The sequence below is a fragment of the Bacillus sp. BR3(2024) genome (assembly GCF_039134555.1).
GTDB lineage: Bacteria > Bacillota > Bacilli > Bacillales > Bacillaceae_G > Bacillus_A > Bacillus_A cereus.
On sequence record NZ_CP152433.1, the window covers coordinates 590,053 to 615,621 of the forward strand.

Here is a 25,569-nt window from a genome sequence, read left to right on the forward strand (position 1 = left end):
GTTCCACACTGAGTAAAGTTTCACTTTATATTTTTAGTATAATGAATGGAAAGGTTTGGTACGATCGATAAAGGTGACATGAAGATTACATTGTTGTAATGAAAAAAGCATCTTTCTTAATAAAAAGATGCTTTTGGAAAACTATATTGAAGTATTAATCATTTAAGAACAGAACCATATGTTCCTCGTCCCAATATTGACCGTTATGTTTTAATGAACGCTCTTGTACGCCGTAAGTTTGGAAACCTAATGACTCATATAATTTTTTTGCTGCATCGTTACCAACTACAACATCGAGCATAAGTTGTTCTACATGTAATTTATCGGCATTTTCAATAATTGCTTTAATTAGAGCTCGTCCTGCTCCAAGGCCACGCGCTTTTGGGGAAACAAAAACGGAGCCAATTTTTGCTTTATGTTCTTGTTTAATGAAAGGCTTTGTTTCTAAAGTAGCGATACCAATTAAATCGTTATCTTTGAAGACCCCTAGAGTATACTTATCCGGATTGCTTAATCGTTTTGCCATAGCAGCTACAGGATCCTCATGTTTCAAAACATCTTCATAGGAAGAGCTAAAAGCTTCCGGGTTCTTCGTTAAACCTTCCATACAAACTTTTAAATATATTTCTGCGTCCTCTGTCGTTAATAAGCGAATTTCCATAGTTGTAACCTCCTTGGTCGATTTCAAATAAAATAAATCCATTACTTTTATAAGAGTGTGTATGTGTTTTGTTAGCAGTCTCTTTTAATTTGTAAAAGAATGAAAAGATATATGCTACAATGTTTTGTTTTTTAATATGTAATGAAATTATATATTAACTTTATTAACTATTCAAGTCTTTAATATATTACATTTTCATAACTAAAATAACTCCTCAATTGAGGAGTTATTTTAGTTATTCGATTGATAACCATCAATTCGATGTGGATGTGTGTAAATATTGCAGGATTCATTTCTGATAAATCCTACGACTGTAATGCCTAAATCGTGAGCGAGTTGCAATGCTAGTTTTGTTGGGGCAGATTTAGATAGAACAATTTCACATCCGATTTTTGAAACTTTGAGTAAAATTTCAGATGAAATACGTCCGCTAAATGCGATAATTTTTCCTTTAACAGATATATCGTTGCGTAAACAATGACCATATATTTTATCTAATGCATTATGTCTGCCAATATCCATTCTTGATAGGAGGATTTTGTTTCGATCACAGAGCGCGGTATTGTGAACACCGCCGGTTTGGCGAAAGGTAGTGGAAGATTGTTGTAACGTATTCATTAAGTAAAAACATTCTTCAGGAGTAATTTTTACATGTATATCATGTAAGTCTTTTGCTTTTGCTGCATCGTTTACGAAAATAAAACCTTGTCTACCTTTTCCGCAGCAAGAAGTGACGTATCGTTTATTATATAAAGTTTGATAGAGCGGATTCACTTTTGATGATTTTACATGGACAATTCCGTTATCTTTTTGAACCCATAGTTCTTCAACATCGTTATAGGAAGAAATAATCCCCTCAGAAATTAAAAAACCAATTACCATATCTTCAATATAATTTGGTGTGCATACGACTGTTACATATTCTTCACCATTCAATTTAATAGTAATAGGAGATTCTGTAACAATCTCATCAAGTTGTTTTGAAAATGTACCAGATTGATAACGTACAATTGTATAAGTCTCTTGCGTAGGCCCCATATTTAATTCCCCTTTTATATGTATTTCTCTCCCACATTTATCATAAAACAATGGGAAAAATAAAAACACCTATTAACAAGAAGATCACAGATTATTTTGGTTATTATTGTATATGTACGATATAATAGAACTGTAGAATAGTGATATTTTCAAGCTTTCGTAGTTATACCTTATAACATCTAGAATCGACTTCATAAGAAAGTATTTGGGTAGAGCGTTTCAAAAATATGTACAGTAATGCGATTTTGAAAACGGATTCATGATTGTGTTGTACAGTTGGTTGTAAGGAGAGGGGAAACTATGGCAGAACAGACAGTCCGTGTAACCGTCGATGGTAAAGAATTTTCTGCATCAGGTGAAAAGACGATACTACAATTATTTAACGAGAGTAATTTGGAACATCCTCAAATTTGTCATGTACCAGAAGTAGATCCAATTCAAACTTGTGATACGTGTATTGTAGAAGTAAATGGAAAGTTATTGCGTGCTTGTTCAACGAAATTAGAGAACGGTATGCATATCGAAAGACAGTCCCAGCGTGCAAAAGAGGCACAGACTGAGGCAATGGATCGAATATTAGAGAATCATCTACTGTATTGTACCGTTTGTGATAACAATAATGGTAACTGTAAAGTCCACAATACAGTACATATGATGGGAATTGAGGAACAGAAATATCCGTATGAGCCAAAAGTAAGTGCGTGTGAAGTGGATATGTCACATCCGTTTTATCGATATGATCCAAATCAATGTATTGCTTGTGGACAGTGTGTAGAAGTATGTCAAAACTTACAAGTGAATGAAACTATATCGATAGACTGGAGCTTAGACCGTCCACGTGTTATATGGGACAATGGTGTAAGTATAAATGACTCATCTTGTGTAAGTTGCGGGCAATGTGTAACAGTATGTCCATGTAATGCGTTGATGGAGAAATCAATGTTAGGTGAAGCTGGATTCATGACAGGATTGAAACCGGATGTGTTAGATCCGATGATTGATTTTGTAAAGGATGTAGAGCCGGGATATAGTAGTATTTTAGCAGTTTCAGAAGTAGAGGCTGCGATGCGTAAGACGAAAGTGAATAAAACAAAAACAGTTTGTACATTTTGTGGTGTAGGTTGTTCATTTGAAGTATGGACGAAAGACCGCCACATTTTGAAAGTGCAGCCTGTTTCAGATGCGCCGGTTAACGGTATTTCAACATGTGTAAAAGGCAAATTTGGATGGGATTTTGTAAACAGTGAAGATCGTATTACAAAGCCATTAATTCGCCAAGGGGATATGTTTGTTGAAGCTTCATGGGAAGAGGCTCTTGAAGTTGTTGCATCCAATATGCAGCATATTAAATCAGAATATGGAAGTGATGCATTTGGGTTTATTTCTTCTTCGAAAGTAACGAATGAAGAAAATTATCTTATGCAAAAACTAGCCCGTCAAATATATGGAACGAATAATGTAGACAACTGTTCCCGTTATTGTCAATCTCCAGCAACAGACGGTTTATTTAAAACTGTCGGTATGGGCGGGGACGCTGGAACAGTGAAAGATATTGCGGAAGCAGGCCTTGTCATTATCGTTGGAGCAAATCCGACAGAAGGACATCCTGTACTTGCAACGCGTGTAAAACGTGCTCATAAATTACATGACCAAAAATTAATTGTGGCGGATCTTCGTAAACATGAAATGGCAGAGCGTGCGGATTTATTCATTCATCCGCGCCAAGGAACTGATTATGTATGGCTCGCTGGTATTACGAAATATATTATTGATCAAGATTGGCACGATAAAAAGTTCATAGCTGAAAATGTGAAGAATTTTGATGAATATAGCAAAATGGTAGAAAAGTATACGCTTGATTATACAGAAGAAATTACGGGGATTTCGAAAGAAAATCTGAAAGAAATGGCTCGTATGGTATATGAAGCAGATGGTACTTGTGTACTTTGGGGAATGGGTGTAACGCAAAATACTGGAGGAAGTACAACTTCAGCAGCAATTTCAAATCTATTGCTTGTTACGGGTAATTATCGTCGTCCTGGTGCAGGAGCATATCCATTACGCGGACATAATAACGTACAAGGCGCTTGTGATATGGCAACATTACCAAACTGGCTTCCAGGTTACCAAGCGGTTTCAGATGATGCGCTCCGTGCGAAATTTGAAAAAGCATACGGTACTACAATTCCGAAAGCACCAGGCTTAAATAATATTGCAATGTTACTTGCGGCAGATGAAGGAAAACTGCGTGGTATGTATGTTATGGGTGAAGAAATGGCTTTAGTAGATTCGAATGCCAACCATGTACAACATATTTTAGCGAATTTAGATTTCCTTGTTGTTCAAGATATGTTCTTATCGAAAACAGCTCGTTTTGCTGATGTTATTTTACCGGCAGCACCAAGCTTAGAAAAAGAGGGAACATTTACGAATACAGAGCGCCGTATTCAAAGATTATATGAAGTATTGAAGCCGCTTGGTGATTCAAAGCCAGACTGGTGGATTTTACAAAAAGTAGCTCGTGCGCTTGGCGGGGACTGGAATTATGAAAGTCCAAGTGAAATCATGGATGAAATTGCATCGCTTGCACCTTTATATTCTCAGGCAACATACGATCGTTTAGAAGGATGGAATAGTTTATGTTGGGGTAGCCATGATGGTAGCGATACACCGCTATTATATGTGGACGGATTTAACTTCCCGGATAAACTAGCTCGTCTATCATTAGATGAATGGGTACCACCAGTTGTAGCGCCAGATGAGTATGATTTACTTTTAAATAATGGTCGTATGTTAGAACATTTCCACGAAGGGAATATGACGAATAAATCGGCTGGTATTTTATCTAAAGTATCTGAAGTGTTCGTTGAAATCTCGCCTGAACTTGCCCTAGAGCGCAATGTGAAAGATGGTGGCCTTGTAGAATTAGCATCACCATTTGGGAAAATTAAAGTACAGGCACTTGTTACAGATCGTGTAACGGGGAAAGAGCTATATTTACCGATGCATGCAACGGTAAATGAAGAGGCAATCAATATTTTAACTGGAACGGCGACAGATCTTTATACGTGTACACCAGCGTACAAACAAACGATGGTAAAGATGCGTGTACTACGTGAAAAAGGGAATCGTCCGTTACCATCTTCAAACCCGAGAGATAAAAAGCGTAATCCGCAAAACGGTGTTGAAATCCAGCAAAAATGGCAAAGAAAACAATACGTATCACTTGTGGACTAGGGGGCGGAGATAGTGGCGAAAGAAATTACTGTAATTAAAAAGAAAGTTGTAACAGAGGAAGAACAGAAACAGCAAGTAGCAGATGAACTTCTAAATGAGCTATCTAATAATCGTGAAGCAGTAGAAGAAACGATGCAGCTTTTAGCACAGTTGCAGAAGGCTGGTATATTAGATGCGGCAATTAGTTTACTTGCTGCGAAGGAAGATGTTTCAAAAATCGCTGTGGAGCAATTAAATCGTGAACCCGTTAAAAATGCGTTAAATAATATGATGGGGGCAGGAGAAGCGTTATCTTCAGTTGACCCAGAAATAACGAAGCAAATTACGTCAAGTTTAGTTACAGGATTGCAATTTGCAACAGATGAATTAAATAGTGGTAAAAAAACAAAAGTGATGGATTTCTTTAAAGTATTAAAAGATCCAGATATCAATAGAGCTATTACATTCGGTTTTAGCTTCTTGAAAGCATTTGGACAAGGGCTAGAGAAAAAATAGAATAAATGAAAAAGTGATGGGAAGTAGCCATCACTTTTTTCATTATATGTATAAGTGTGTTCATGTTAAGCGGAATATATTATTATTAAAAAGATGGATTAGAACTGGAAATATGGAATCCATCTCAAATACCGTTTTAGAATTTGGAGGAATATATGCAACACCGTAAAAAACTATCTATACCAGGAGTAATGAGACATTCCTTTCAAACAGTTAAATTTGCCTTTTGGAATGTATTAACTTTTCAACTTGCTTATAAATTATTAGCAGCGATTGTGTTTGTTCCGCTATTTGGAATCATTTTTAATAAGTTATTGTATTTTGGTGGTTATGCAAATGCGACAAATGATGAATTATTAGCGTTTTTAAAGACGCCTTATGGCATCTTAGCAATCGTAATTTTATCATTGTTAGCACTGTTTCTTATCTTTACAGAATTTGCGGTGCTTATTATTATTTCGTATTTCGCTCATAAAAGACAGAAGGTGAAATTACGTCCGATTTTATATAAAACGGTAACGTATTTACCTACTCTTTTCACATATTGCTTACCAGGATTTATTTTATATGCTGTCGTATTGTTGCCTCTTTTAAATATGGGATATGAAACGGCATTAATCCCGCAAATTCAAATTCCTAACTTTATTACAGGAGAGCTGTTTAAGACAACGATGGGACAAGTTGGTTATTACACGTTCTTTGCTGTAGTCGCATATTTGAATCTTAGATGGATTTTCGTTCTACCTATTGTTGTTTTAGAGCAAAAACCATTTCGCGTGGCAGCACGTAAAAGTGCAACTTTAGTAAAGGAAAGCTTTTTTAAAGTACTATTCTTTTTAGTAGGATTTTTTATTTCAATTGGAATTGTATATGTCATGTTTTTGGGAATGTATTTATTGTGCCTATGGGGGATTTATGAATTTACAAGCCCGAAAGGAACATTTGCATTATTAGCTGAATCAACGATTTCTGTATTTTTAACGAGCACATTGTATTTATTCAGCTTTATCGTGACGCCATTTTATATTATGGCGATTACGCGATTATACTTACAAAAGGTACCGGTTGAAGATGTTTTATTAGAAGAAGGATTAGATTATTCGAAAACGAAAGCAGATAAATGCTTTTTCCAAAAACATCGTTGGAAATTCATTGGCGTATACATTGTAGGGATTATTACTGCGGGAATGGTCGTTGCCTTCATTGTAACGTTTATTTCAAATTCGTATAAAGAACCGATTATTATGGCGCACCGCGGGTATATATCAAAAGGCGTAGAAAATACGAAAGAAGCTGTGCAAGGTGCTATTGATGCAAAAGCAGACTACGCTGAAATAGATGTATTACAAACGAAAGACGGTGAGCTAGCGGTTATACATGATTTGAAGCTGAAACGTCTCGCAAATGCCAATGTACATGTGTCAGATTTAACGATGGCTGAGTTAAGGCAGCTTACCCTTAGTCAAGATGGACTTTCAGGACAAATAAGTACACTTGATGAAATCATTAAGCTAGCAAATGGCAAAATCAAACTTAATATAGAAGTGAAGCTTCATGGGGGCGAAAAAGATTTTGTAAACAAAGTCTTAAAAACGATTAAAGATAATGAATTTGAGAAGCAATGTGTAATTCAAACGTTACACTATCCACTTATTAAAGAGTTTAAGCGTGCAAATCCAGATATAAAAGTAGGGTATATACTGTATGCAAGTAGAGCTAACTTAAAGAATGTGAAGGCTGACTTTTACGTAGCAGAAGAATATATGTTAAATAAGAAATTAGTAAAAGAAGCAAGGAAGTTAAACAAACCAATTTACGTATGGACAGTAAATGATATGGAAAATTTAAAGGCATATTATAAGTTAAACGTAGATGGTATTATAACCGATTACCCTGAAGATGCACGTGAAACAATTAAGATGTTAAAAGAGCAAGAAGCGGAAGAAAGTGATCTGTTTGATAAAATTACTGAAACGACAGATGATTTATTTTCTAAGTTATTTATAAGTTACCCAGCTGCTAGCTAAATGCTAGCAGCTGTTTTTTTGTGAAAAGAATATATCTCTAAAGTATTGAGTAAAGTAATAACTGTATATGTATACGTTATCGCTTAGGTTTCTTACATTGTTAAATTATTGTCAAATAATAAATGATTGCTGTTTATTTTGAAGCAGTATAATAAAAATAGAGTGAAAGATAATGGAATGACACGAAACCCCTAATAGAATCAATGTTTTATATATTTACACTATTCTAAATATAAAAACTTTAGGAAAATGATATGTTAGCGTTTTCATAACTTTTAAGTTATGCTAGAATAAGGATATAAGTTATTAATTATTACAAAAAGAAAAAAGAATCTCTTTTTTCTGTTAATTATAAGGGGGCATTTCATTATGCGTATTGGGGTACCAGCAGAAATTAAAAACAACGAAAACCGTGTGGCAATGACACCAGCAGGTGTTGTACATTTAATTCGTAACAATCACGAAGTATTCATTCAAAAGGGTGCAGGTTTAGGGTCTGGTTTCACAGATGCTCAGTATGTTGAAGCGGGAGCAAAAATTGTTGATACAGCTGAAGAAGCTTGGAATATGGAAATGGTTATGAAAGTTAAGGAACCAATTGAAAGCGAATACAAACACTTCAGTGAAGGCTTAATCTTGTTCACATACTTACACTTAGCTCCAGAGCCAGAATTAACAAAAGCTTTAATCGAGAAAAAAGTTGTTTCTATCGCATATGAAACAGTACAATTAGAAAACCGTTCATTACCATTACTTGCACCTATGAGTGAAGTAGCTGGTCGTATGGCTGCACAAATTGGTGCACAATTCCTTGAGAAAAACAAAGGCGGTAAAGGTATCTTACTTGCAGGTGTTCCAGGGGTTAAACGTGGTAAAGTAACAATCATCGGTGGTGGACAAGCTGGTACAAATGCTGCTAAAATTGCAGTTGGACTAGGTGCGGATGTAACAATCATCGACTTAAGCGCAGAACGTCTTCGTCAATTAGATGACATTTTCGGAAACCAAGTAAAAACTTTAATGTCTAATCCTTACAATATTGCAGAAGCTGTTAAAGAGTCTGATCTTGTAATCGGTGCAGTATTAATCCCAGGTGCAAAAGCTCCAAAACTTGTAACAGAAGAAATGATTAAATCAATGGAACCAGGTTCTGTTGTTGTAGATATCGCGATTGACCAAGGTGGTATTTTCGAAACAACTGACCGTATTACAACTCATGATAACCCAACTTACGAAAAACACGGCGTTGTTCATTATGCAGTTGCAAACATGCCAGGTGCGGTTCCACGTACATCAACTCTTGCATTAACAAACGTAACAGTACCATATGCAGTACAAATTGCTAACAAAGGCTACAAAGAAGCTTGCCTAGGCAACTCTGCATTACTAAAAGGTATTAACACATTAGATGGCTATGTAACATTCGAAGCAGTTGCAGAAGCTCACGGTGTAGAGTACAAAGGTGCTAAAGAATTATTAGAAGCAGAAACAGTATCTTGCTAATAGAAGCATTATACAAAACAAAATCGAACAATATATAAAACAACATGATAAGAGCTAAGAGTGAAGATCTCTTAGCTCTTCTTGGCAAAAGGGGGCATACATCGTGGCCAACCTATTTAAAAAGAAATCCGTTACGCAATTGTTAGGGGAAAGTAAAAGTAAAACTTTGACGAAAACGCTAGGGGCATTTGACCTAACAATGCTAGGGATTGGTGCGATAATTGGTACAGGAGTTCTAGTATTAACTGGATTAGTAGCAGCAAGAGATGCTGGTCCAGCAGTTATTTTTTCATTCATGATTGCAGCCATCGTTTGTGGATTTGCAGCATTATGTTACGCAGAGGTTGCTTCTACACTTCCTGTTTCAGGTAGTGTGTACACATACTCATATGCAACAATTGGTGAGTTTGTAGCTCATTTAATGGGATGGACATTACTATCTGTATATGTTGTAACGACTGCCGCAGTAGCTGGCGGATGGACTGGTTACTTCCATAACTTAGTGAGTGGATTAGGGCTTGAAATTCCAAAAGCACTGCTAACGATTCCGTCTCAAGGTGGTATGGTGAATTTACCAGCAGTTATCGTTACATTAGTTATAACTTGGTTATTATCAAGAGGTACGAAAGAAAGTAAACGCGTGAATAACATAATGGTATTAATTAAAATTGGTATCGTTGTTTTATTCATTGCAGTTGGTGTATTCTACGTGAAACCAGAAAACTGGATACCATTTGCACCGTACGGTTTAAGTGGAGTTTTCGCGGGGGGAGCAGCAGTATTCTTTGCTTTCTTAGGATTTGATGCATTAGCAACTTCTGCTGAAGAGGTAAAAAATCCGCAACGTGATCTACCGATTGGTATTATCGCTTCGTTAGTCATTTGTACAATCATTTATGTTGTAGTTTGTCTCGTTATGACGGGTATGGTTTCTTATAAAGAATTAGATGTACCAGAAGCTATGGCATATGTGTTAGAAGTTGTAGGACAAGATAAAGTAGCAGGTGTAATCGCAATTGGAGCTGTAATTGGTATTATGGCAGTAATTTTTGCTTACATTTATGCAACGACACGTGTATTCTTTGCGATGAGCCGTGACGGTTTATTGCCAGAATCTTTCGCGAAAATTAATAAAAAGACAGAAGCGCCAACATTTACAGTTTGGTTAACAGGAATTGGTAGTGCTTTAATTGCTGGATTTATCGATTTAAAAGAATTGTCGAATTTAGCGAATATTGGAGCGTTGTTAACATTTGCGATGGTTGGTGTGTCAGTTATTATTCTTCGTAAAACACATCCAAAATTACAACGTGGATTTATGGTACCACTTGTACCGATCTTGCCGATTATTTCGATTGCATGTTGTCTATTCTTAATGGTAAATCTACCATTAAAAACATGGATGTACTTCGGTGCTTGGTTAGCAATTGGAGTAGTTGTATACTTTGTTTATTCGAAAAAACATAGTCATTTAAAAGACGATGGAAGTTCGCAGGATAATTTAGAACAAGCTAATTAAAAGCTTAATTAAAAGGGATATAAGTATAGTAAGCCTTGTGCGTCTAGGGAGCGCGCAAGGCTTTTTCTTTTGTTGAAATAAAGGGAATATATATTACTTTGTTGAATTTTTATGTCGGAATATGAAAAAAGGGTGTGAGCAAAATGGAAGAAACAAAAGTTGTAGTTGGAGCAGAGGGTTATAATAATAACCCTGGTTGGTTACATACGAATGAAGAAGAATTAAATTTATTACGGAGAGAAACTTGGCTTGATAAATTTCAACCTAATTCTTTATCAGTAATTTTGGCAGAACATGTATGGGAGCATTTATCATATGAAGAAGGAATTGAAGCTGCAAAAATTTGTTATGAGTTTTTAATGGAGAATGGATATATTCGTTGTGCAGTACCAGATGCATTTTTTCCAGATGAAGAATATCAGCAAGGGGTACAAGTAGGTGGACCTGGTCCATTAGATCATCCTGCAGCAAGCCATAAAATTGTTCATAACTATAAAACAATCACGTCCATGTTTGAATCAGCAGGTTTTCAAGTGAGGCTCTTAGAATACTGTGATGAGAATGGTAAGTTTCACTATAATGATTGGAATGAGAAAGATGGATTTATTTATCGTTCGAAACGTTTTGACCATAGAAATCGGGATAATCAGTTAGGATTTGTTTCTTTAATTGTGGATGCGGTGAAAATGAAAAGTAAGTAAAAAGGGGTGTGCGAATTGTGCATCCTTTTTTGTATGAGAATATAGAGGATGCGAAAAATATGTATATGACTTATTAAAATGTGAACGGAAAGTTCATAAAAAAAAATCAGATTTCATTGACACATATGAGTAGGCGCTCATATAATAAGAGTATAAGATATATGAATGATTGTTCATATGTTCAATTAAAGAGGTGAGCTATAATGGGTGGAAATAAAGTAGAAACACCACAAGAGACATGTTCTCAAACGATAATTCATGAAGAAGTTGTAGAGCAAGTAAAACAAACAATTCCAACTGATGAAAGTTTAAGTAAAGTAGCAGAACTATTTAAAGTGTTAGGTGACCGTACACGTACGAGAATATTACATGCGCTATTTGAAGCTGAAATGTGCGTTTGTGATTTAGCTTATTTATTAGGAATGACACAATCATCTATTTCGCATCAGCTTCGTGTGTTAAAGCAAGCGAAACTTGTGAAGAATCGTAAAGAAGGAAAGGTTGTTTATTATTCGTTAGCTGACCAGCACGTAATTCATATCTTCGAGCAAGCGTTTGAACACGTAAACGAAGAAGAATAAAAAGAACGCGAGGAGGGAGAACGATGGCTGAAGCGTTAGTGAAAAAGAAACTGATGTTAGAAGGTTTAGATTGTGCAAACTGTGCAATGAAAATTGAAAAAGGTGTTGGGAGTATAGAAGGAGTAAATTCTTGCTCTGTAAACTTTGCAACAAAGACAATGATTTTAGAAACGGCACAAAATAAAGAAAACGAAGTTGTTACGGAAGCAAAACAACTCGTTACAAAATTAGAACCGCATATTAAAGTGCAAGAAGAACAAAAAAATAAAATTGCTAAAGAAGTATTTATATTAGAAGGTTTAGATTGCGCGAACTGTGCAATGAAAATTGAAAATAAAGTGAAGGAAATGCCAGCTGTCTCAGAAGCAACTGTTGATTTCGTATCGAAGAAACTACGAGTAGAAGTTGCGAATAAAAGAGAACTAGAAGCGACTGTAGCAAATATAACAAATGTCGTTCAAAAGTTAGAGCCAGACGTGAAAGTTGTTCGTGAAGAGAAGAACGGTCATGACCACGGGCATAGTCATGATCATGGTGAAGCAAATGTGAAAAAGATGGTAGGGAGATTAGTGGTCGGCGGAATTTTGACAGCAATTGCTGCATTAGCGGGCTTACCACAAATGGTAACAATTCCGTTATTCGTCCTTGCTTATTTATTAATAGGTGGAGATATCGTTTGGAGAGCGGTAAGAAACATAACTCGTGGCCAAGTATTTGATGAAAACTTCTTAATGGCAATTGCAACTGTAGGAGCTTTTGCAATTCAACAATACTCAGAAGCTGTAGCAGTAATGCTATTTTATCAAGTAGGAGAACTATTCCAAAGCATTGCGGTAAACCGCTCTCGAAAATCAATTACTTCATTAATGGATATTCGTCCTGATTATGCGAATGTAAAGGTTGGAAATGAAACGAAACAAGTATCACCAGAAGATGTACAAATTGGCGATTATATTATCGTTAAGCCAGGTGAGAAAGTGCCGTTAGACGGAAAAGTAATTGAAGGAACATCAATGGTAGATACTTCAGCATTAACAGGTGAATCTGTACCACGTGAAGTTGAAGTTGGAAATGATGTATTAAGTGGCTTTGTGAACCAAAACGGTGTGTTGACAATTGAAGTTACAAAAGAATTCGGTGAATCAACTGTATCGAAAATTTTAGATTTAGTTCAAAATGCAAGCAGTAAAAAAGCACCAACGGAAAACTTTATTACGAAGTTTGCACGTTACTACACTCCAGTTGTAGTTATTACAGCGGCAATCATGGCGTTTATTCCACCACTTATTTTAGAAGGAGCTACATTCTCTGAGTGGATTTATAGAGCTTTAGTGTTCTTAGTAATCTCTTGTCCATGTGCGTTAGTTGTATCCATTCCTCTTGGATTCTTTGGAGGTATTGGTGGTGCATCTAAAAGTGGTGTGTTAGTAAAAGGTAGTAACTATTTAGAAGCTTTAAATGATGTGAAATATATTGTTTTTGACAAAACAGGAACATTAACAAAAGGTGTTTTCAAAGTTACAAAAATGGAACCGAGCGAAGGTACTACAAGTGAAGAGTTATTAGAGTATGCGGCATTTGCTGAAGTATATTCTAACCATCCAATTGCCCAATCTATTCGAAAGGCATATGGAAAATCAATTGATGAAAAAATAATCGATGATTATAACGAAATTTCTGGTCACGGTACAGTCGTAAAAGTACAAGGAAAAGAAATTTTTGCAGGTAATGCAAAATTAATGAGAAAAGAAAATATTGAATTTAAGCAACCAGAAACAGTAGGTACATTAGTTCACGTTGCTGTAGATGGAAGATATGCAGGTTATATTGTTATCTCTGATGAGGTAAAAGAGGATTCGAAGCAAGCGATTCAAAAGTTAAAAGAACTAGGTATTAAAAAGACAGTAATGTTAACTGGTGATGCAAAACCAGTTGGTGAAGCTGTTGGTAAAGAATTAGGCTTAGATGAAGTTCATGCGGAATTACTACCGCAACAAAAAGTAGAAGAGATTGAAAAAATTGATGCAGCGAAGCACGGAAAAGAAAAAATTGCCTTCGTTGGTGACGGTATTAACGATACACCAGTATTAGCCCGTGCAGACGTTGGTATTGCGATGGGTGGTTTAGGGTCAGATGCAGCAATTGAAGCGGCAGACATCGTTATTATGACTGATGAGCCTTTAAAAATTGCGACAGCTGTAAAAATTGCAAAACGCACAAGAAGTATAGTGTGGCAAAATATCATCTTTGCTCTAGGTGTAAAAGGGATCGTTTTATTACTTGGTGCCTTTGGTATTGCAACAATGTGGGAAGCTGTTTTCTCAGATGTTGGTGTGACACTACTTGCAGTGTTAAATGCAATGCGTGTATTACGAGTGAAAGATTTATAAAAAAGAGGACGCGAACCGCGTCCTCTTTTTTATTGGTGATTTTGTTGAAATTGACTCAATAAAATAATATCAAATACTATTTTACTTTAAAATAGTATAATATTAAAATTTAAAAATAAAATACATTCGTCTTATTATTTTAATATATTTTTTACAAATATCCATATAGTATTGAAAAAACAGAGAAGGGGAAACTTCTCTGTTTACTTTTGTATGTTTTTTTCAACTTGTTCTCGAACTGTTTGAATGTAATTCATTTTATGATCCCAGCACTCTTGGCTTAAATCGACAGGGTATTCTTCAGGGTTTAAAGTTCGCATATATTCTTCCCAAAATAGAGAGAGGCTCTGTTCATTATATTTTTGAATATCTAATATACTTGGTAGTTCATATGTTCTTTCACCGTTAACGAAAATGTCTTTATGCAGTTCACGGGCTTCAAAGTTTGTTACGAATTTACTTATATATGTGTGAACTGGATGGAACATTTTTAAGCGCTCTTCTTTTCCTGGTTCTTCAGAATCTAACGCAATATAATCGCCTTCTGCATGATCGTTAACCCGATTGATAATACGATAAATTCGTTTCAGTCCTGGAGTGGTAATTTTTTCAGGGTTAGATGAAATTTTAATTGTATCATTTAATTTTCCGTCAGTATCTTCAATCGCAACGAGTTTGTAAACAGCCCCCAATGCAGGTTGCTCAAAGGACGTAATTAATTTCGTTCCAACGCCCCATACGTCAATTTTTGCTCCTTGAGATTTAAGGTGCATAATTGTGTATTCATCTAAATCGCTAGAAGCGATAATTTTTGTATTTGTAAACCCTGCTTCATCTAGTAGTTTTCGTGCCTTTTTCGATAAATAAGCCATATCACCACTATCAAGACGTATGCCATAGAAATCAATACGATCCCCAAATTCTTTTGCAACACGAATCGCATTTGGAACACCAGATTTCAATGTGTCATATGTATCAACGAGAAAGACGCACTTTTTATGAGTTTCAGCGTATTTTTTAAACGCGACGTATTCATCGCGATATGCTTGAACGAAAGAGTGAGCGTGTGTGCCAGCTACAGGAATCCCAAAGCGTTTCCCAGCACGAACGTTGCTTGTAGAGGAGAAACCACCAATAAAGGCAGCACGCGTCCCCCAAAGGGCAGCATCGAACTCATGGGCACGTCTTGTGCCGAACTCTAAAAGCTCATCATTACTTGCAGCATGTTTCATACGTGCTGCTTTTGTGGCAATTAATGTTTGGTAATTCACAATATTTAAGAGGGCAGTCTCAATAATTTGTGCTTCACCAAGTGGTGCATCAACACGTAATAAAGGCTCGTTATTAAATACAACTTCACCTTCTTGCATACTGCGAATCGTCCCAGTGAATTTCATATTTTGTAAATAATGAAGGAATTCTTCTTCGAATTGTAATTCTGCTAAGTAAGCGATATCGCTTTCAGTAAAACTGAAATTTTCTATGTACTCTACAATTTTCTCAAGGCCAGCAAAAACAGCGTAGCCGTTCTCAAATGGAAGCTTTCGAAAATATAAATCAAAAACAGAACGGCGATTATGAATACCATCTTTCCAATATGTATAAGCCATGTTGATTTGATATAGGTCTGTATGTAAGGCATAACTATCGTCTTTATAATGAGTCATCGCGAGAACACCTCCATAATTTGGTTATAGTATACCAATTTTTCACCATTCGTAGCAAAGAAGAGATATTGATGTGAAGTCAAGAGAGAAAAAAATGAAATTATGCATATTTTTTAGAAAATTTATATTTATCAATTTATATTTCTCCAAATTTTATGTATTATTAGAGTAATGGGGGTAATGAGAATGGAGGAGGACAATGCAACAAACATTAGAAAAAATAGGCAAACAAGTCTTTTATAAACGGCTCCAGCAAAAAATGACACAAGAAGAATTATGTCAGGGCATTTGTTCTGTCTCATACTTAAGTAAGATCGAAAATGGAAAGATCGAAGCATCAGAAGAAATTCTACAATTGCTCTGCACAAGACTAGAAATTGCTGTGACGGATTTGAGAGATGTAGAAGAAGATGTGAAGGGGAAGCTAGATGAATGGTTAAATGCACTAGTTCATTTAGACAAGCAACAAGTAGAACGTATATATGAAGAGTTGCAAGGTGAAATGAAGCATGTGTTGGATTTTGAAATTATAAATTATTATAAACTGCTGTATACACGTTATTTAATTATGAAAAGGGATATTTCTGCACTCGAAGAAGAATTAGATAAGTTGAAGAAGGTATATAAAAAATATTCTCCATTTCAGAAGTTGTTATATATGTATAGTAGAGGATTATTGTGCTGTTTACAGTATAGATGGAAGGATGGGCTAGATTACTTATTAAAAACAGAAGTAATGGCCAAAGAACAAGGGTATCATGAAACAGGCTTGTATTATAATATAGCGCTTGCATATACTCATTTAGATATTCATCATCTTGCAATTCATTTTGTAAATATGGCATTAGAAGGATTTCGTAGTGAATATAAGTTTAGAAATATAATTAATTGCCAAATCCTTATTGCGGTAAGTTATACAGAAAAAGGTCAGTATGAAGAAGCTTTAAAAATGTATGAGAGTATATTGAGAGAGGCCACATCTTTTGCTGATAAGGATGTACTATTAGCTATTACTTTAAGTAATATGGGAAGTATCTATTATAAAAAAGGTAAATATCAGCAAGCGAAAAAATATTATTTAGATAGTCTACAACTTCAAAAACAAATAGATTTAAACTATTTAGATACAATATACGAAATGGCATTAGTATGCATTAAATTAGAAGAATTGGAAGAGGCAAGGACATTAATTGATAAGGGAATTGATGCAGCAAAACAGGAAGAGAGATTTAATGCAAAATTATATTTGCTTTTAATGCTTAGATATAAATATTTTGAAGAAGCAAAAGATTATAAAGCATTTTTGGAAAATGAGGCTATCCCGTTGTATAAATCTGCAGGAAATAAAATAGAATTAAAGAAAGTATACGTTGAACTAGCAGAACATTTTTCCAGTTTATCGAGATTTGAAGAAAGTAATCGATATTATAGGTTAGTTATTGATTTAATGAATGATAATAAGGAGGAATAAACATGAAAAAGATGGTATTTGGAGTATTGGCGTTTATATTGACTCTTACAGTTGCTGGAGGAATACATCAATATAGCAGTAAACCTGATATTGTTGGTCAACAAGCTAAAACTGTTGAACAAGTTAATTTATAATCTCCACCCTTTCCAATCGGAAAGGGTTTTTTCAATATTTGTTCCTCAAAATTCTACAAAACTTGAGAAAATAATTATTTGAATTTTTAGTATATTAATAGTGGAAACATAATGCTAATATAAAACTACTCTTTTTCAAAAAAAATTTTTATTAGGGGGAAGGTTCATGAAAAAGAAAAGTTTAGCGTTAGTGTTAGCGACAGGAATGGCAGTTACAACATTTGGAGGGACAGGCTCTGCATTTGCGGATTCTAAAAATGTACTCTCTACGAAGAAGTACAATGAGACAGTACAGTCACCTGAGTTTATTTCTGGTGATCTAACTGGAGCGACTGGTAAGAAAGCGGAATCTGTTGTGTTTGATTACTTAAATGCAGCAAAAGGTGATTACAAGCTAGGGGAAAAGAGTGCGCAAGATTCTTTCAAAGTGAAACAAGTGAAGAAAGATGCTGTAACTGATTCAACAGTAGTACGTATGCAACAAGTTTACGAAGGAGTGCCTGTATGGGGTTCTACTCAAGTGGCTCACGTAAGTAAAGACGGTTCTTTAAAAGTATTGTCTGGAACAGTTGCACCTGATTTAGACAAAAAGGAAAAGTTGAAAAATAAAAATAAGATTGAAGGCGCAAAAGCAATTGAAATCGCGCAACAAGATTTAGGGGTAACACCGAAATATGAGGTAGAACCAAAAGCGGACTTATATGTATATCAAAATGGTGAAGAAACAATATATGCATACGTTGTAAATCTAAACTTCTTAGATCCAAGTCCAGGAAACTACTACTATTTCATTGAAGCAGACAGCGGTAAAGTATTAAATAAATATAATAAATTGGATCATGTAACAAATGAAGATAAATCACCAGTTAAGCATGAGGCTCCTAAACAGGATGCGAAAGCAGTAGTAAAACCTGTAACAGGAACAAATAAAGTAGGGACTGGTAAAGGTGTATTAGGAGATACGAAATCACTTAATACAACGTTATCTGGTTCATCTTACTACTTACAAGATAATACGCGCGGGGCAACAATTTTCACATATGATGCGAAAAATCGTACTACATTGCCAGGAACTTTATGGGTAGATGCAGATAATGTTTTTAATGCAGCGTATGATGCAGCAGCAGTAGATGCTCATTACTATGCAGGTAGAACATATGATTATTATAAAGCTACATTTAACAGAAACTCTATTAATGATGCAGGAGCTCCGTTAAAATCGACAGTTCATTACGGAAGTAAGTATAATAATGCATTCTGGAATGGCTCACAAATGGTATACGGAGATGGTGATGGTGTAACATTCACTTCATTATCTGGTGGAATTGATGTAATTGGTCACGAATTAACGCATGCTGTTACTGAAAATAGCTCGGACTTAATTTATCAAAATGAATCAGGAGCGCTAAATGAAGCAATTTCTGATATTTTTGGTACTTTAGTAGAATTCTATGATAACCGTAACCCGGATTGGGAGATTGGTGAAGATATTTATACGCCTGGTAAAGCAGGAGATGCGCTTCGCTCTATGAGTGATCCAGCGAAATACGGTGATCCAGACCATTATTCTAAGCGTTACACTGGTACTAGTGATAACGGTGGGGTTCATACAAACAGTGGTATCATTAACAAACAAGCTTATTTATTAGCAAATGGTGGTACGCATTCGGGTGTAACTGTAACGGGCATTGGTAAAGATAAGTTAGGTGCAATTTATTACCGTGCAAACACACAATATTTCACGCAATCTACTACATTTAGCCAAGCTCGTGCTGGTGCAGTACAAGCTGCAGCTGATTTATATGGTGCGACTTCTGCGGAAGTAGCAGCAGTTAAGCAATCATTTAGTGCTGTTGGTATTAACTAAGGATTTAAAGGATAGCTATTAATAAAATACCTCAAAAATAAAGAAGGAGCCTATGCTCCTTCTTTATTTTTTTCTCCATTTTTTCCACAAATAATATAATCCGATACAACCTGCAATTGTCACAATCCACTTTGCTTCATTTGTTCCGTTCATGACATGATAGGCAGAATATACTTCGATTAACAATGCCGGTATTTTCCCTATTGTGCTGGCAATACTGAAGGAGAGTAATGACATCTTACCTAGAGCCGCAAATAAAGTCACGATACTTGATGGGATGAAAGGTATCAAGCGAAACGATAGAACGAGTAGAAAGGCCTCTCTACCTTCTACATAAAGAAGACGCTCTACCTTTGGGTATTTATTTACTTTATCGTGAGTGAACTTTTGAAGGCCCATGCGGTAAATATAAAACGAGATAATAGCCCCTAATGCTTCGCCTGCGATCGAAATAACAGTACCATTTGTTACGCCAAAGAGCTGTATATTAATGGCGGTTAAAAAAATACTAGGGATAAAACCTAAAAGACTAATGATGATGTTAATTAAGATACTAAGTGGAATTGCGATTGAATAGTATTCTGTTAAGAAATTTTGAATCGTTTCAGCCATTGTTTAAAATCCTTTATCTTTTTTTGCATTACACCACATTTCGTTTGTATAGGCAAGGGTAAATTTACATAATGTAGAAAAACGTTGATAAGAAGGCATCTTTATACCTTATATGGGTATTGGGTATATGAAAATAGGGGTATTTTAAGATATTTTTAAAAATACTATAAAAACCTTTGTATAAAAGAGTTTTATAGTTATGTTATCTGTGATTTTATCTGGGAAATAATCGAAAAATATAGGGGGTATATATTATAAAAGGCAAAAAATAGAGGGTTGATGAAATTGCTGGGGTAAATATGGAAAAATAGATAAAAAAAATGAAAACTGATAGATTTTTTCGTTGTGAAATTGACTTTTAGTGAAGTTGCGATAATAATCATGGAAGAGGTGATATGATGAAACGAATAAGTAGTCTTTTCTTCAGTAGTTTATTGGCATTAATGCTGATCTTAAGTGGATGTGCAGGAAAAGAACAAAAAACAGAGAAACAGACAGGGAATCAAGCTACATCGGTAGAAAAAATTAGTGATAATATTTTAGATGAAATGGAAGGACCACCTAAAAATGGTCATACGATTGAAAGACATGTAGGCAAGTCAGAAGAGGATTTGAAGAATCGCTTGAAGACAGATAAAGTGTCAGCCGCAAGTACATACTATGATAAAGAAACAGCGACGAAAGCTGTAAAAGATAGCTTGAAGCAACATGACAAGGAAATTCAAGATTGGTTAAAAAATTCTAAAGAGGCTCGTCTCGTATTAAATACAACTCATTCATTTCCTGTTGGAAAAACGGTAATAAAGAAAAATATGAGTGTAAAAGACAAGTTAGTAAAAACTGTTACTGTTTTAGCAAGAGATAAGTCAGGAGAATTAGGGTTTAAGATTATTACTTCTTATCCATCTGATAAATAAGAAGGGGGAGTACATTATGTATACGACATTACAATACTTTCTTAAATCGTACTGTACGTTAAGTATTCATGAGGATGAAATAGTAAGCGTGATGGAAGAGTTTATTGAACAAGAAGACGAAGAAATTGTTTTGAAATTACGTGATGAATTAATAAATATGAAGAAAAAGAACGCGTGGGAAGAGGCGTGTGTATTAGCTGCGAAGCAAGGAAATCGTATGTGGTCTTTAGAAGAAACGAAAGACCATCTTGAAACTTTTTTACTATTACTGCAAAAGAAAAAGGCGTGATTAAATCACGCCTTTTTCTTTATGCTATTCGGTTGATATTATCTATTCTTTTGGAGCGCTTTTATATACGCTTTTTGAAATTTGTCCATTTGATATTACTTCCCCGTTTTGTGTTACTTTTTTATACGTAACCGCGGTGATTTTATCACTAGTTCTACTAATTACTTGAGAAGAAACTTCAACATTTTTACCAGTATTTGTACCGAAAATGCGTGTAGTAATACTACCTCCATTTGAAAATGCTTGAATATAAATATGATTGCCTGTATTATTTTTAAATTTTAAATCTGGACCATAATCTGCTACTGCTGCATCTTGCCCAAGTGGTAAATAATTTACTGGCATAGAATGATTGCTTCGAGAAACAATGCCTAAATCTGCCCTTAAAGCTGCACTGTATAATGTACTACTGACTTGGCAAACTCCTCCGCCTGCACTTTGTATTACTTTACCTTGTGAATATACTGCTGCAGATTTATAACCATGTGCAGCATCAGTTACGCCAACGCGACCGTTAAAACTAAATGTTTCATCAGGTGCGACAATAACCCCACTTAAAGTATTAGCTGACTTATTTACGTTAAATGATTGATTTCCGTTACGGCCAGCCATTGGAGTAGAATATTCAGCAATGACTTCTTTAATACCCATTTTCTGTATGTCTTCTGTAGAACGTTCTGGTTTTATGAATGTAACTGGTAATGTAACATCTGATTTACCAGTAGTAATAGCTTCATTTGTTAAACCGCTTAGTTTCCCTTTATCAATTTTTTCTCCGTTTTGGCTTTGACTAATATTTACTGTTGAGCCTTCAATACTTAATTCTGCGTTAACAGGATTTTTTAATGTTTCATTATATTTATCTTTTATAAAGGTTTCATAAGCTGTTGCATTTAATTGTGGTGTTAATTTATAGTCACGTTTTAATTCACCGTTTTCAGCTTGCTTACGCATTTTGTAACGATTCATTACGTTTCCTTCTTGTTCTTTGAAGATTTTGTCAATAATATCTTTCTCTTTATAATTTATCCCTAAATCTTTCCATGTGTAAGTTTGTTTATCGTTTTGGAATATGTAGGTAAGGGATTTTTGATCTAACTCAGTTACCTTTTGATTAATAATTGCTTGAATATCCTTCTTATTTTTTCCGTCGAGAGAAATACCTTCAAATGTAGTATTTGGTAATGCAGTAGTATCTAATTGATTATTTAATTTGGATACATATTGATATCCCCCAACACCGCCTACACAAAGTAATATGCCCCCAGCAATTGCAGAACCAATCAGTATTTTACTTAGCTTCATTTATTTCCCCCCAGAAATTTATGTATAAATATATGTATTACATTTTTTGTATAAAAATGATGAAAATAACATTATGTACGTACTAGTATACTATTATTTTCACTGTGTGTGTAATGTTTTCATAAAAAATGTTACACCGCTGTAATAATTGTCACTTCTTGTCACAATGTGTATGAAAAATATGTTGAAAAATATAATAAAAAGGCTGTCTAGAAAGATCTAGCAGCCTTTTTATTATAATTTTTTATGTTCATTTTTATTCGTAACACCGAGATGTTTTTGAAGGGTAGTTGAAATAGTATCGACGCTTTTTTCATTTGGAACGTAATAATAAATACCACCTATATATTTATCTGTACCCTCTACTTGCATTTTTTCCATTTTTAAATTTGAATCCATTGAATTTTTTGTAATTGTCATCATATCATCAAAAGTTAAATTAGTTTTTAAATCTTTATCGACAGCGTCTAGTAGGCCACCGATTTTATTAATGGAATTAAGAGATAGTGCCTTTTCAGCAATGGCCTCTAATACAAGCTGTTGACGTTGACCACGCATATAATCACTATCGATATGACGAGTTCTAGCTAGTGCCAGTGCCTCTTCTCCATTTAAATGTTGACGTCCTTTTTTTAGATGAATGGCATCTGCTTCATCTTTACTATTTTGCTCTGTGAACTCAACTGGAACGTCTACAGTAATACCACCAAGAGAATCAACAATTTTAATAAAGGATTTAAAATTGAATTTTACATAGTAGTCAACTGGAACATCTAAAAAGTTCTCTACCGTATCAATTGTGCTGTCTACACCACCGAATACGTGCGCATGTGTGATTTTATCGTATTTATCACGTGATTTAATGTAGACGCGTGAGTCACGTGGAATGCTTACAAGTTTAACGGATTTATCGTTTTTATTAATTGTTGCAAGTAATAACGCATCTGTTCGAGTTGCTTTTCCATAACCTTTTTCCCTAATATCACTTTCATCAACACCCATAATTAGTACGGAAATATTGTCGGTCATAGGTTTAACAGCTTTTTCACGTTTACTGGACTTATCTCCTCGACCTAGTTCAGCATAAGCATTATTTAAGACGGACTTTGCTTTACTGTATATATGGAAGGAGTAGCCTCCTGCTCCAAGTGCTACAATTAGTAATGGAATAAGAAGGAACCAAAGTAGGCGTTTTTTCTTTGAGCGTCCTTTTTTGGCTCGCGTATTGTTGTTCGTGTCGGATTTCATCATTTTTTCTCCTTTAAAACTATCAAAGTGTATACATTTAGAAGTGTATTCAAACACATAAAAAATATTTTACGCTAAATAAAAGCGATTGTACATGTATAAAAAATAGATGTCTTGATTATTTATAAGACACCTATTCGTTATTGTATACAAAAGATAGGGATAAGAAAATGATAAAATTTTACCTAATTACAACATAATGCTTACGATAATTGCAGATAAAATACTAACGAGAGTAGCTCCATATAGTAATTTAAGGCCAAACCTCGCAACAACGTTTCCTTGTTCTTCGTTTAGTCCTTTTACCGCACCTGAAATAATACCAATGGAAGAAAAATTGGCAAAAGATACAAGGAAAACAGAAATAATACCAACTGTACGGGGAGAAAGGCTATTAGAAATTTTACTAAGGTCCATCATTGCGACAAATTCATTCGTTACAAGCTTCGTTGCCATAATGCTGCCAGCCGCGACAATTTCAGAACTGGGTACACCGATAAGGAATGCGATAGGTGCAAATACATAGCCGATTAATTGTTGGAACGTAATACCGAATATAATGAGGAACAGGTCATTAATACAACTAATTAATGCGACGAATCCGATGAGCATAGCGCCGACAACAATGGCTACACGAAAACCATCAAGAATGTATTCTCCAAGCATTTCAAAAAAGCTTTGTTTTTCACCTTTGATTTCTAAAATATCTTCGTCATCTTTAACGTCGTAAGGGTTAATGATGAGTATGATAATAAAACCGCTAAATAAATTGAGAACGAGTGCAGTTACTACATATTTAGGTTCAATCATTGTCATATAGGCACCTACGATAGACATAGATACGGTTGACATAGCAGAGGCACAAAGTGTATAAAGACGGTGTTTTGGAATTTGAGCTAATTGTTTTTTCACTGTAATAAAAACTTCTGATTGGCCGACAATGGCAGAGGCGATAGCGTTGTAAGATTCTAATTTACCAAGACCATTTATTTTACTAAGAAAGTACCCGATCCAACGAATAAAGAATGGTAATATTTTGAAATGTTGTAATATACCAATTAAAACAGAAATAAAGACGATTGGTAATAATACAGTAAGGAAAAATGGCATTTCACCTTTATTTGCAAGACCACCAAATACGAAATTTATTCCATCAGCAGCATACTCGAGTAGCTTGGTAAACAAACTGGAAATGATTCTAATAAGTATGAGGCCGATTTCTGTATTTAATAGTAAATAGGTTAAAATTAACTGTATAATAAGCATGATAAAAATTGGTTTAAATTTAATATGCTTCTTATTATTGCTAGCAATATAAGCGAGCAAGAAAACAACAATTAGTCCGACGAAAAAAGTAATGAATTTCATGGTAAGCCCCCTAAAAGAGATATTCTGCTATATATGTTTTTCATTTCAAGGGAGAATATGCATCTTTGGTAAAGAAAGGAATAGAGAGAGCATGAATATATGTAGAGTGCATCACGTTGCAATTATTTGTTCGAATTATGAGACGTCAAAGGATTTTTATACTAGGATATTAGGGTTTAAAGAGATAAATGAAGTATATAGAAAGGAACGAGATTCTTATAAATTAGATTTATGTGTAGGAGAAGAGTATCAAATCGAATTATTTTCATTTCCAAATCCGCCTGAGCGTAAAAGTTTTCCAGAAGCAGCCGGTCTTAGACATTTAGCATTTGCTGTTACAAATATAGAAGAAGCTGTGAAGCATTTAAACCAATGTGGTGTTGAGACGGACCCGATCCGTATTGATGAAATAACGGGGAAGAAATTCGTCTTTTTCCAAGATCCTGATGGTTTACCTTTAGAATTGTATGAGGTTTGAAAATTGGTGGATTTTATATAGAGTTGCTTTCCAATAATTGAAGAAACTAAAGTGAAACTTC

21 protein-coding genes are annotated in these 25,569 nt (G+C 34.9%); 14 read left to right on the forward strand and 7 right to left on the reverse strand.

The window, feature by feature from the left end; all coding sequences use genetic code 11:
- Nucleotides 1–154: 154 nt before the first annotated feature.
- Nucleotides 155–661, reverse strand: coding sequence for a GNAT family N-acetyltransferase (locus tag V7S45_RS03055; protein ID WP_000405875.1), 507 nt, complete (start codon nt 659–661; stop codon nt 155–157).
- 231 nt (nt 662–892) lie between these two features.
- Complete coding sequence (gene fdhD, locus V7S45_RS03060; RefSeq protein WP_000529239.1) at nt 893–1,699, reverse strand: formate dehydrogenase accessory sulfurtransferase FdhD; 807 nt, start codon at nt 1,697–1,699, stop codon at nt 893–895.
- Between the two features lie 300 nt (nt 1,700–1,999).
- Here fdhD and fdhF point away from each other — a divergent pair, with 300 nt between their 5' ends.
- The 8 genes from fdhF (at nt 2,000) to V7S45_RS03100 (ending at nt 14,152) form a co-directional block, all read left to right on the forward strand.
- Nucleotides 2,000–4,936, forward strand: coding sequence for a formate dehydrogenase subunit alpha (fdhF, locus tag V7S45_RS03065; RefSeq protein ID WP_000840663.1), 2,937 nt, complete (start codon nt 2,000–2,002; stop codon nt 4,934–4,936).
- Nucleotides 4,937–4,948: 12 nt separating this feature from the next.
- Complete coding sequence (locus V7S45_RS03070; RefSeq protein ID WP_001040540.1) at nt 4,949–5,431, forward strand: DUF1641 domain-containing protein; 483 nt, start codon at nt 4,949–4,951, stop codon at nt 5,429–5,431.
- Nucleotides 5,432–5,586: 155 nt separating this feature from the next.
- Nucleotides 5,587–7,458 (forward strand): glycerophosphoryl diester phosphodiesterase membrane domain-containing protein, encoded by a 1,872-nt coding sequence (locus tag V7S45_RS03075; RefSeq protein ID WP_001164714.1) that lies wholly within the window; start codon nt 5,587–5,589, stop codon nt 7,456–7,458.
- A gap of 369 nt (nt 7,459–7,827) precedes the next feature.
- Nucleotides 7,828–8,961 (forward strand): alanine dehydrogenase, encoded by a 1,134-nt coding sequence (ald, locus tag V7S45_RS03080; protein WP_001219742.1) that lies wholly within the window; start codon nt 7,828–7,830, stop codon nt 8,959–8,961.
- A gap of 103 nt (nt 8,962–9,064) precedes the next feature.
- Nucleotides 9,065–10,480: an amino acid permease gene (locus tag V7S45_RS03085; protein ID WP_001284893.1), complete on the forward strand. Its 1,416-nt coding sequence runs from the start codon at nt 9,065–9,067 to the stop codon at nt 10,478–10,480.
- A 143-nt stretch (nt 10,481–10,623) separates the two neighbouring features.
- Nucleotides 10,624–11,181: a hypothetical protein gene (locus tag V7S45_RS03090; RefSeq protein ID WP_000393177.1), complete on the forward strand. Its 558-nt coding sequence runs from the start codon at nt 10,624–10,626 to the stop codon at nt 11,179–11,181.
- A gap of 203 nt (nt 11,182–11,384) precedes the next feature.
- On the forward strand, nt 11,385–11,762 hold the full coding sequence (locus V7S45_RS03095) for a metalloregulator ArsR/SmtB family transcription factor (protein ID WP_025687631.1): 378 nt from the start codon (nt 11,385–11,387) through the stop codon (nt 11,760–11,762).
- A gap of 23 nt (nt 11,763–11,785) precedes the next feature.
- Nucleotides 11,786–14,152, forward strand: a complete 2,367-nt coding sequence (locus V7S45_RS03100; protein WP_025687632.1) for a heavy metal translocating P-type ATPase — start codon at nt 11,786–11,788, stop codon at nt 14,150–14,152.
- 203 nt (nt 14,153–14,355) lie between these two features.
- Here V7S45_RS03100 and V7S45_RS03105 read toward each other — a convergent pair whose 3' ends face one another.
- The gene (locus V7S45_RS03105; RefSeq protein ID WP_000150184.1) at nt 14,356–15,819 is read right to left on the reverse strand and encodes a nicotinate phosphoribosyltransferase; all 1,464 of its coding nucleotides are present in this window, start codon (nt 15,817–15,819) and stop codon (nt 14,356–14,358) included.
- 199 nt (nt 15,820–16,018) lie between these two features.
- Between V7S45_RS03105 and V7S45_RS03110 the strand changes: the two genes are divergently transcribed.
- The 3 genes from V7S45_RS03110 to V7S45_RS03120 all read left to right on the forward strand — a co-directional run bounded on the left by V7S45_RS03110 (nt 16,019) and on the right by V7S45_RS03120 (nt 19,291).
- On the forward strand, nt 16,019–17,290 hold the full coding sequence (locus tag V7S45_RS03110) for a tetratricopeptide repeat protein (RefSeq protein ID WP_001187961.1): 1,272 nt from the start codon (nt 16,019–16,021) through the stop codon (nt 17,288–17,290).
- A gap of 2 nt (nt 17,291–17,292) precedes the next feature.
- Nucleotides 17,293–17,424, forward strand: coding sequence for a quorum-signaling peptide NprX (gene nprX, locus V7S45_RS03115; RefSeq protein WP_000738910.1), 132 nt, complete (start codon nt 17,293–17,295; stop codon nt 17,422–17,424).
- 166 nt (nt 17,425–17,590) lie between these two features.
- Nucleotides 17,591–19,291, forward strand: a complete 1,701-nt coding sequence (locus V7S45_RS03120; RefSeq protein ID WP_342761646.1) for a M4 family metallopeptidase — start codon at nt 17,591–17,593, stop codon at nt 19,289–19,291.
- A gap of 63 nt (nt 19,292–19,354) precedes the next feature.
- Here the strand turns inward: V7S45_RS03120 and V7S45_RS03125 are convergent, their stop codons facing one another.
- Complete coding sequence (locus tag V7S45_RS03125; protein ID WP_000852222.1) at nt 19,355–19,903, reverse strand: VTT domain-containing protein; 549 nt, start codon at nt 19,901–19,903, stop codon at nt 19,355–19,357.
- Between the two features lie 398 nt (nt 19,904–20,301).
- Between V7S45_RS03125 and V7S45_RS03130 the strand changes: the two genes are divergently transcribed.
- Complete coding sequence (locus V7S45_RS03130) at nt 20,302–20,820, forward strand: RNase A-like domain-containing lipoprotein (protein ID WP_000822694.1); 519 nt, start codon at nt 20,302–20,304, stop codon at nt 20,818–20,820.
- 16 nt (nt 20,821–20,836) lie between these two features.
- A complete protein-coding gene (locus tag V7S45_RS03135; protein ID WP_000288803.1) occupies nt 20,837–21,109 on the forward strand; it encodes a hypothetical protein in 273 nt (90 codons plus the stop codon).
- Nucleotides 21,110–21,151: 42 nt separating this feature from the next.
- Here V7S45_RS03135 and V7S45_RS03140 read toward each other — a convergent pair whose 3' ends face one another.
- The 3 genes from V7S45_RS03140 to V7S45_RS03150 all read right to left on the reverse strand — a co-directional run bounded on the left by V7S45_RS03140 (nt 21,152) and on the right by V7S45_RS03150 (nt 25,030).
- Nucleotides 21,152–22,414, reverse strand: a complete 1,263-nt coding sequence (locus tag V7S45_RS03140; protein ID WP_000777355.1) for a VanW family protein — start codon at nt 22,412–22,414, stop codon at nt 21,152–21,154.
- Between the two features lie 234 nt (nt 22,415–22,648).
- A complete protein-coding gene (locus tag V7S45_RS03145; protein WP_002163841.1) occupies nt 22,649–23,665 on the reverse strand; it encodes an LCP family protein in 1,017 nt (338 codons plus the stop codon).
- Nucleotides 23,666–23,851: 186 nt separating this feature from the next.
- The gene (locus V7S45_RS03150; RefSeq protein ID WP_000668866.1) at nt 23,852–25,030 is read right to left on the reverse strand and encodes a nucleoside transporter C-terminal domain-containing protein; all 1,179 of its coding nucleotides are present in this window, start codon (nt 25,028–25,030) and stop codon (nt 23,852–23,854) included.
- Between the two features lie 91 nt (nt 25,031–25,121).
- Between V7S45_RS03150 and V7S45_RS03155 the strand changes: the two genes are divergently transcribed.
- Nucleotides 25,122–25,508 (forward strand): VOC family protein, encoded by a 387-nt coding sequence (locus V7S45_RS03155; RefSeq protein WP_342761647.1) that lies wholly within the window; start codon nt 25,122–25,124, stop codon nt 25,506–25,508.
- The last annotated feature ends 61 nt before the right edge of the window (nt 25,509–25,569 follow it).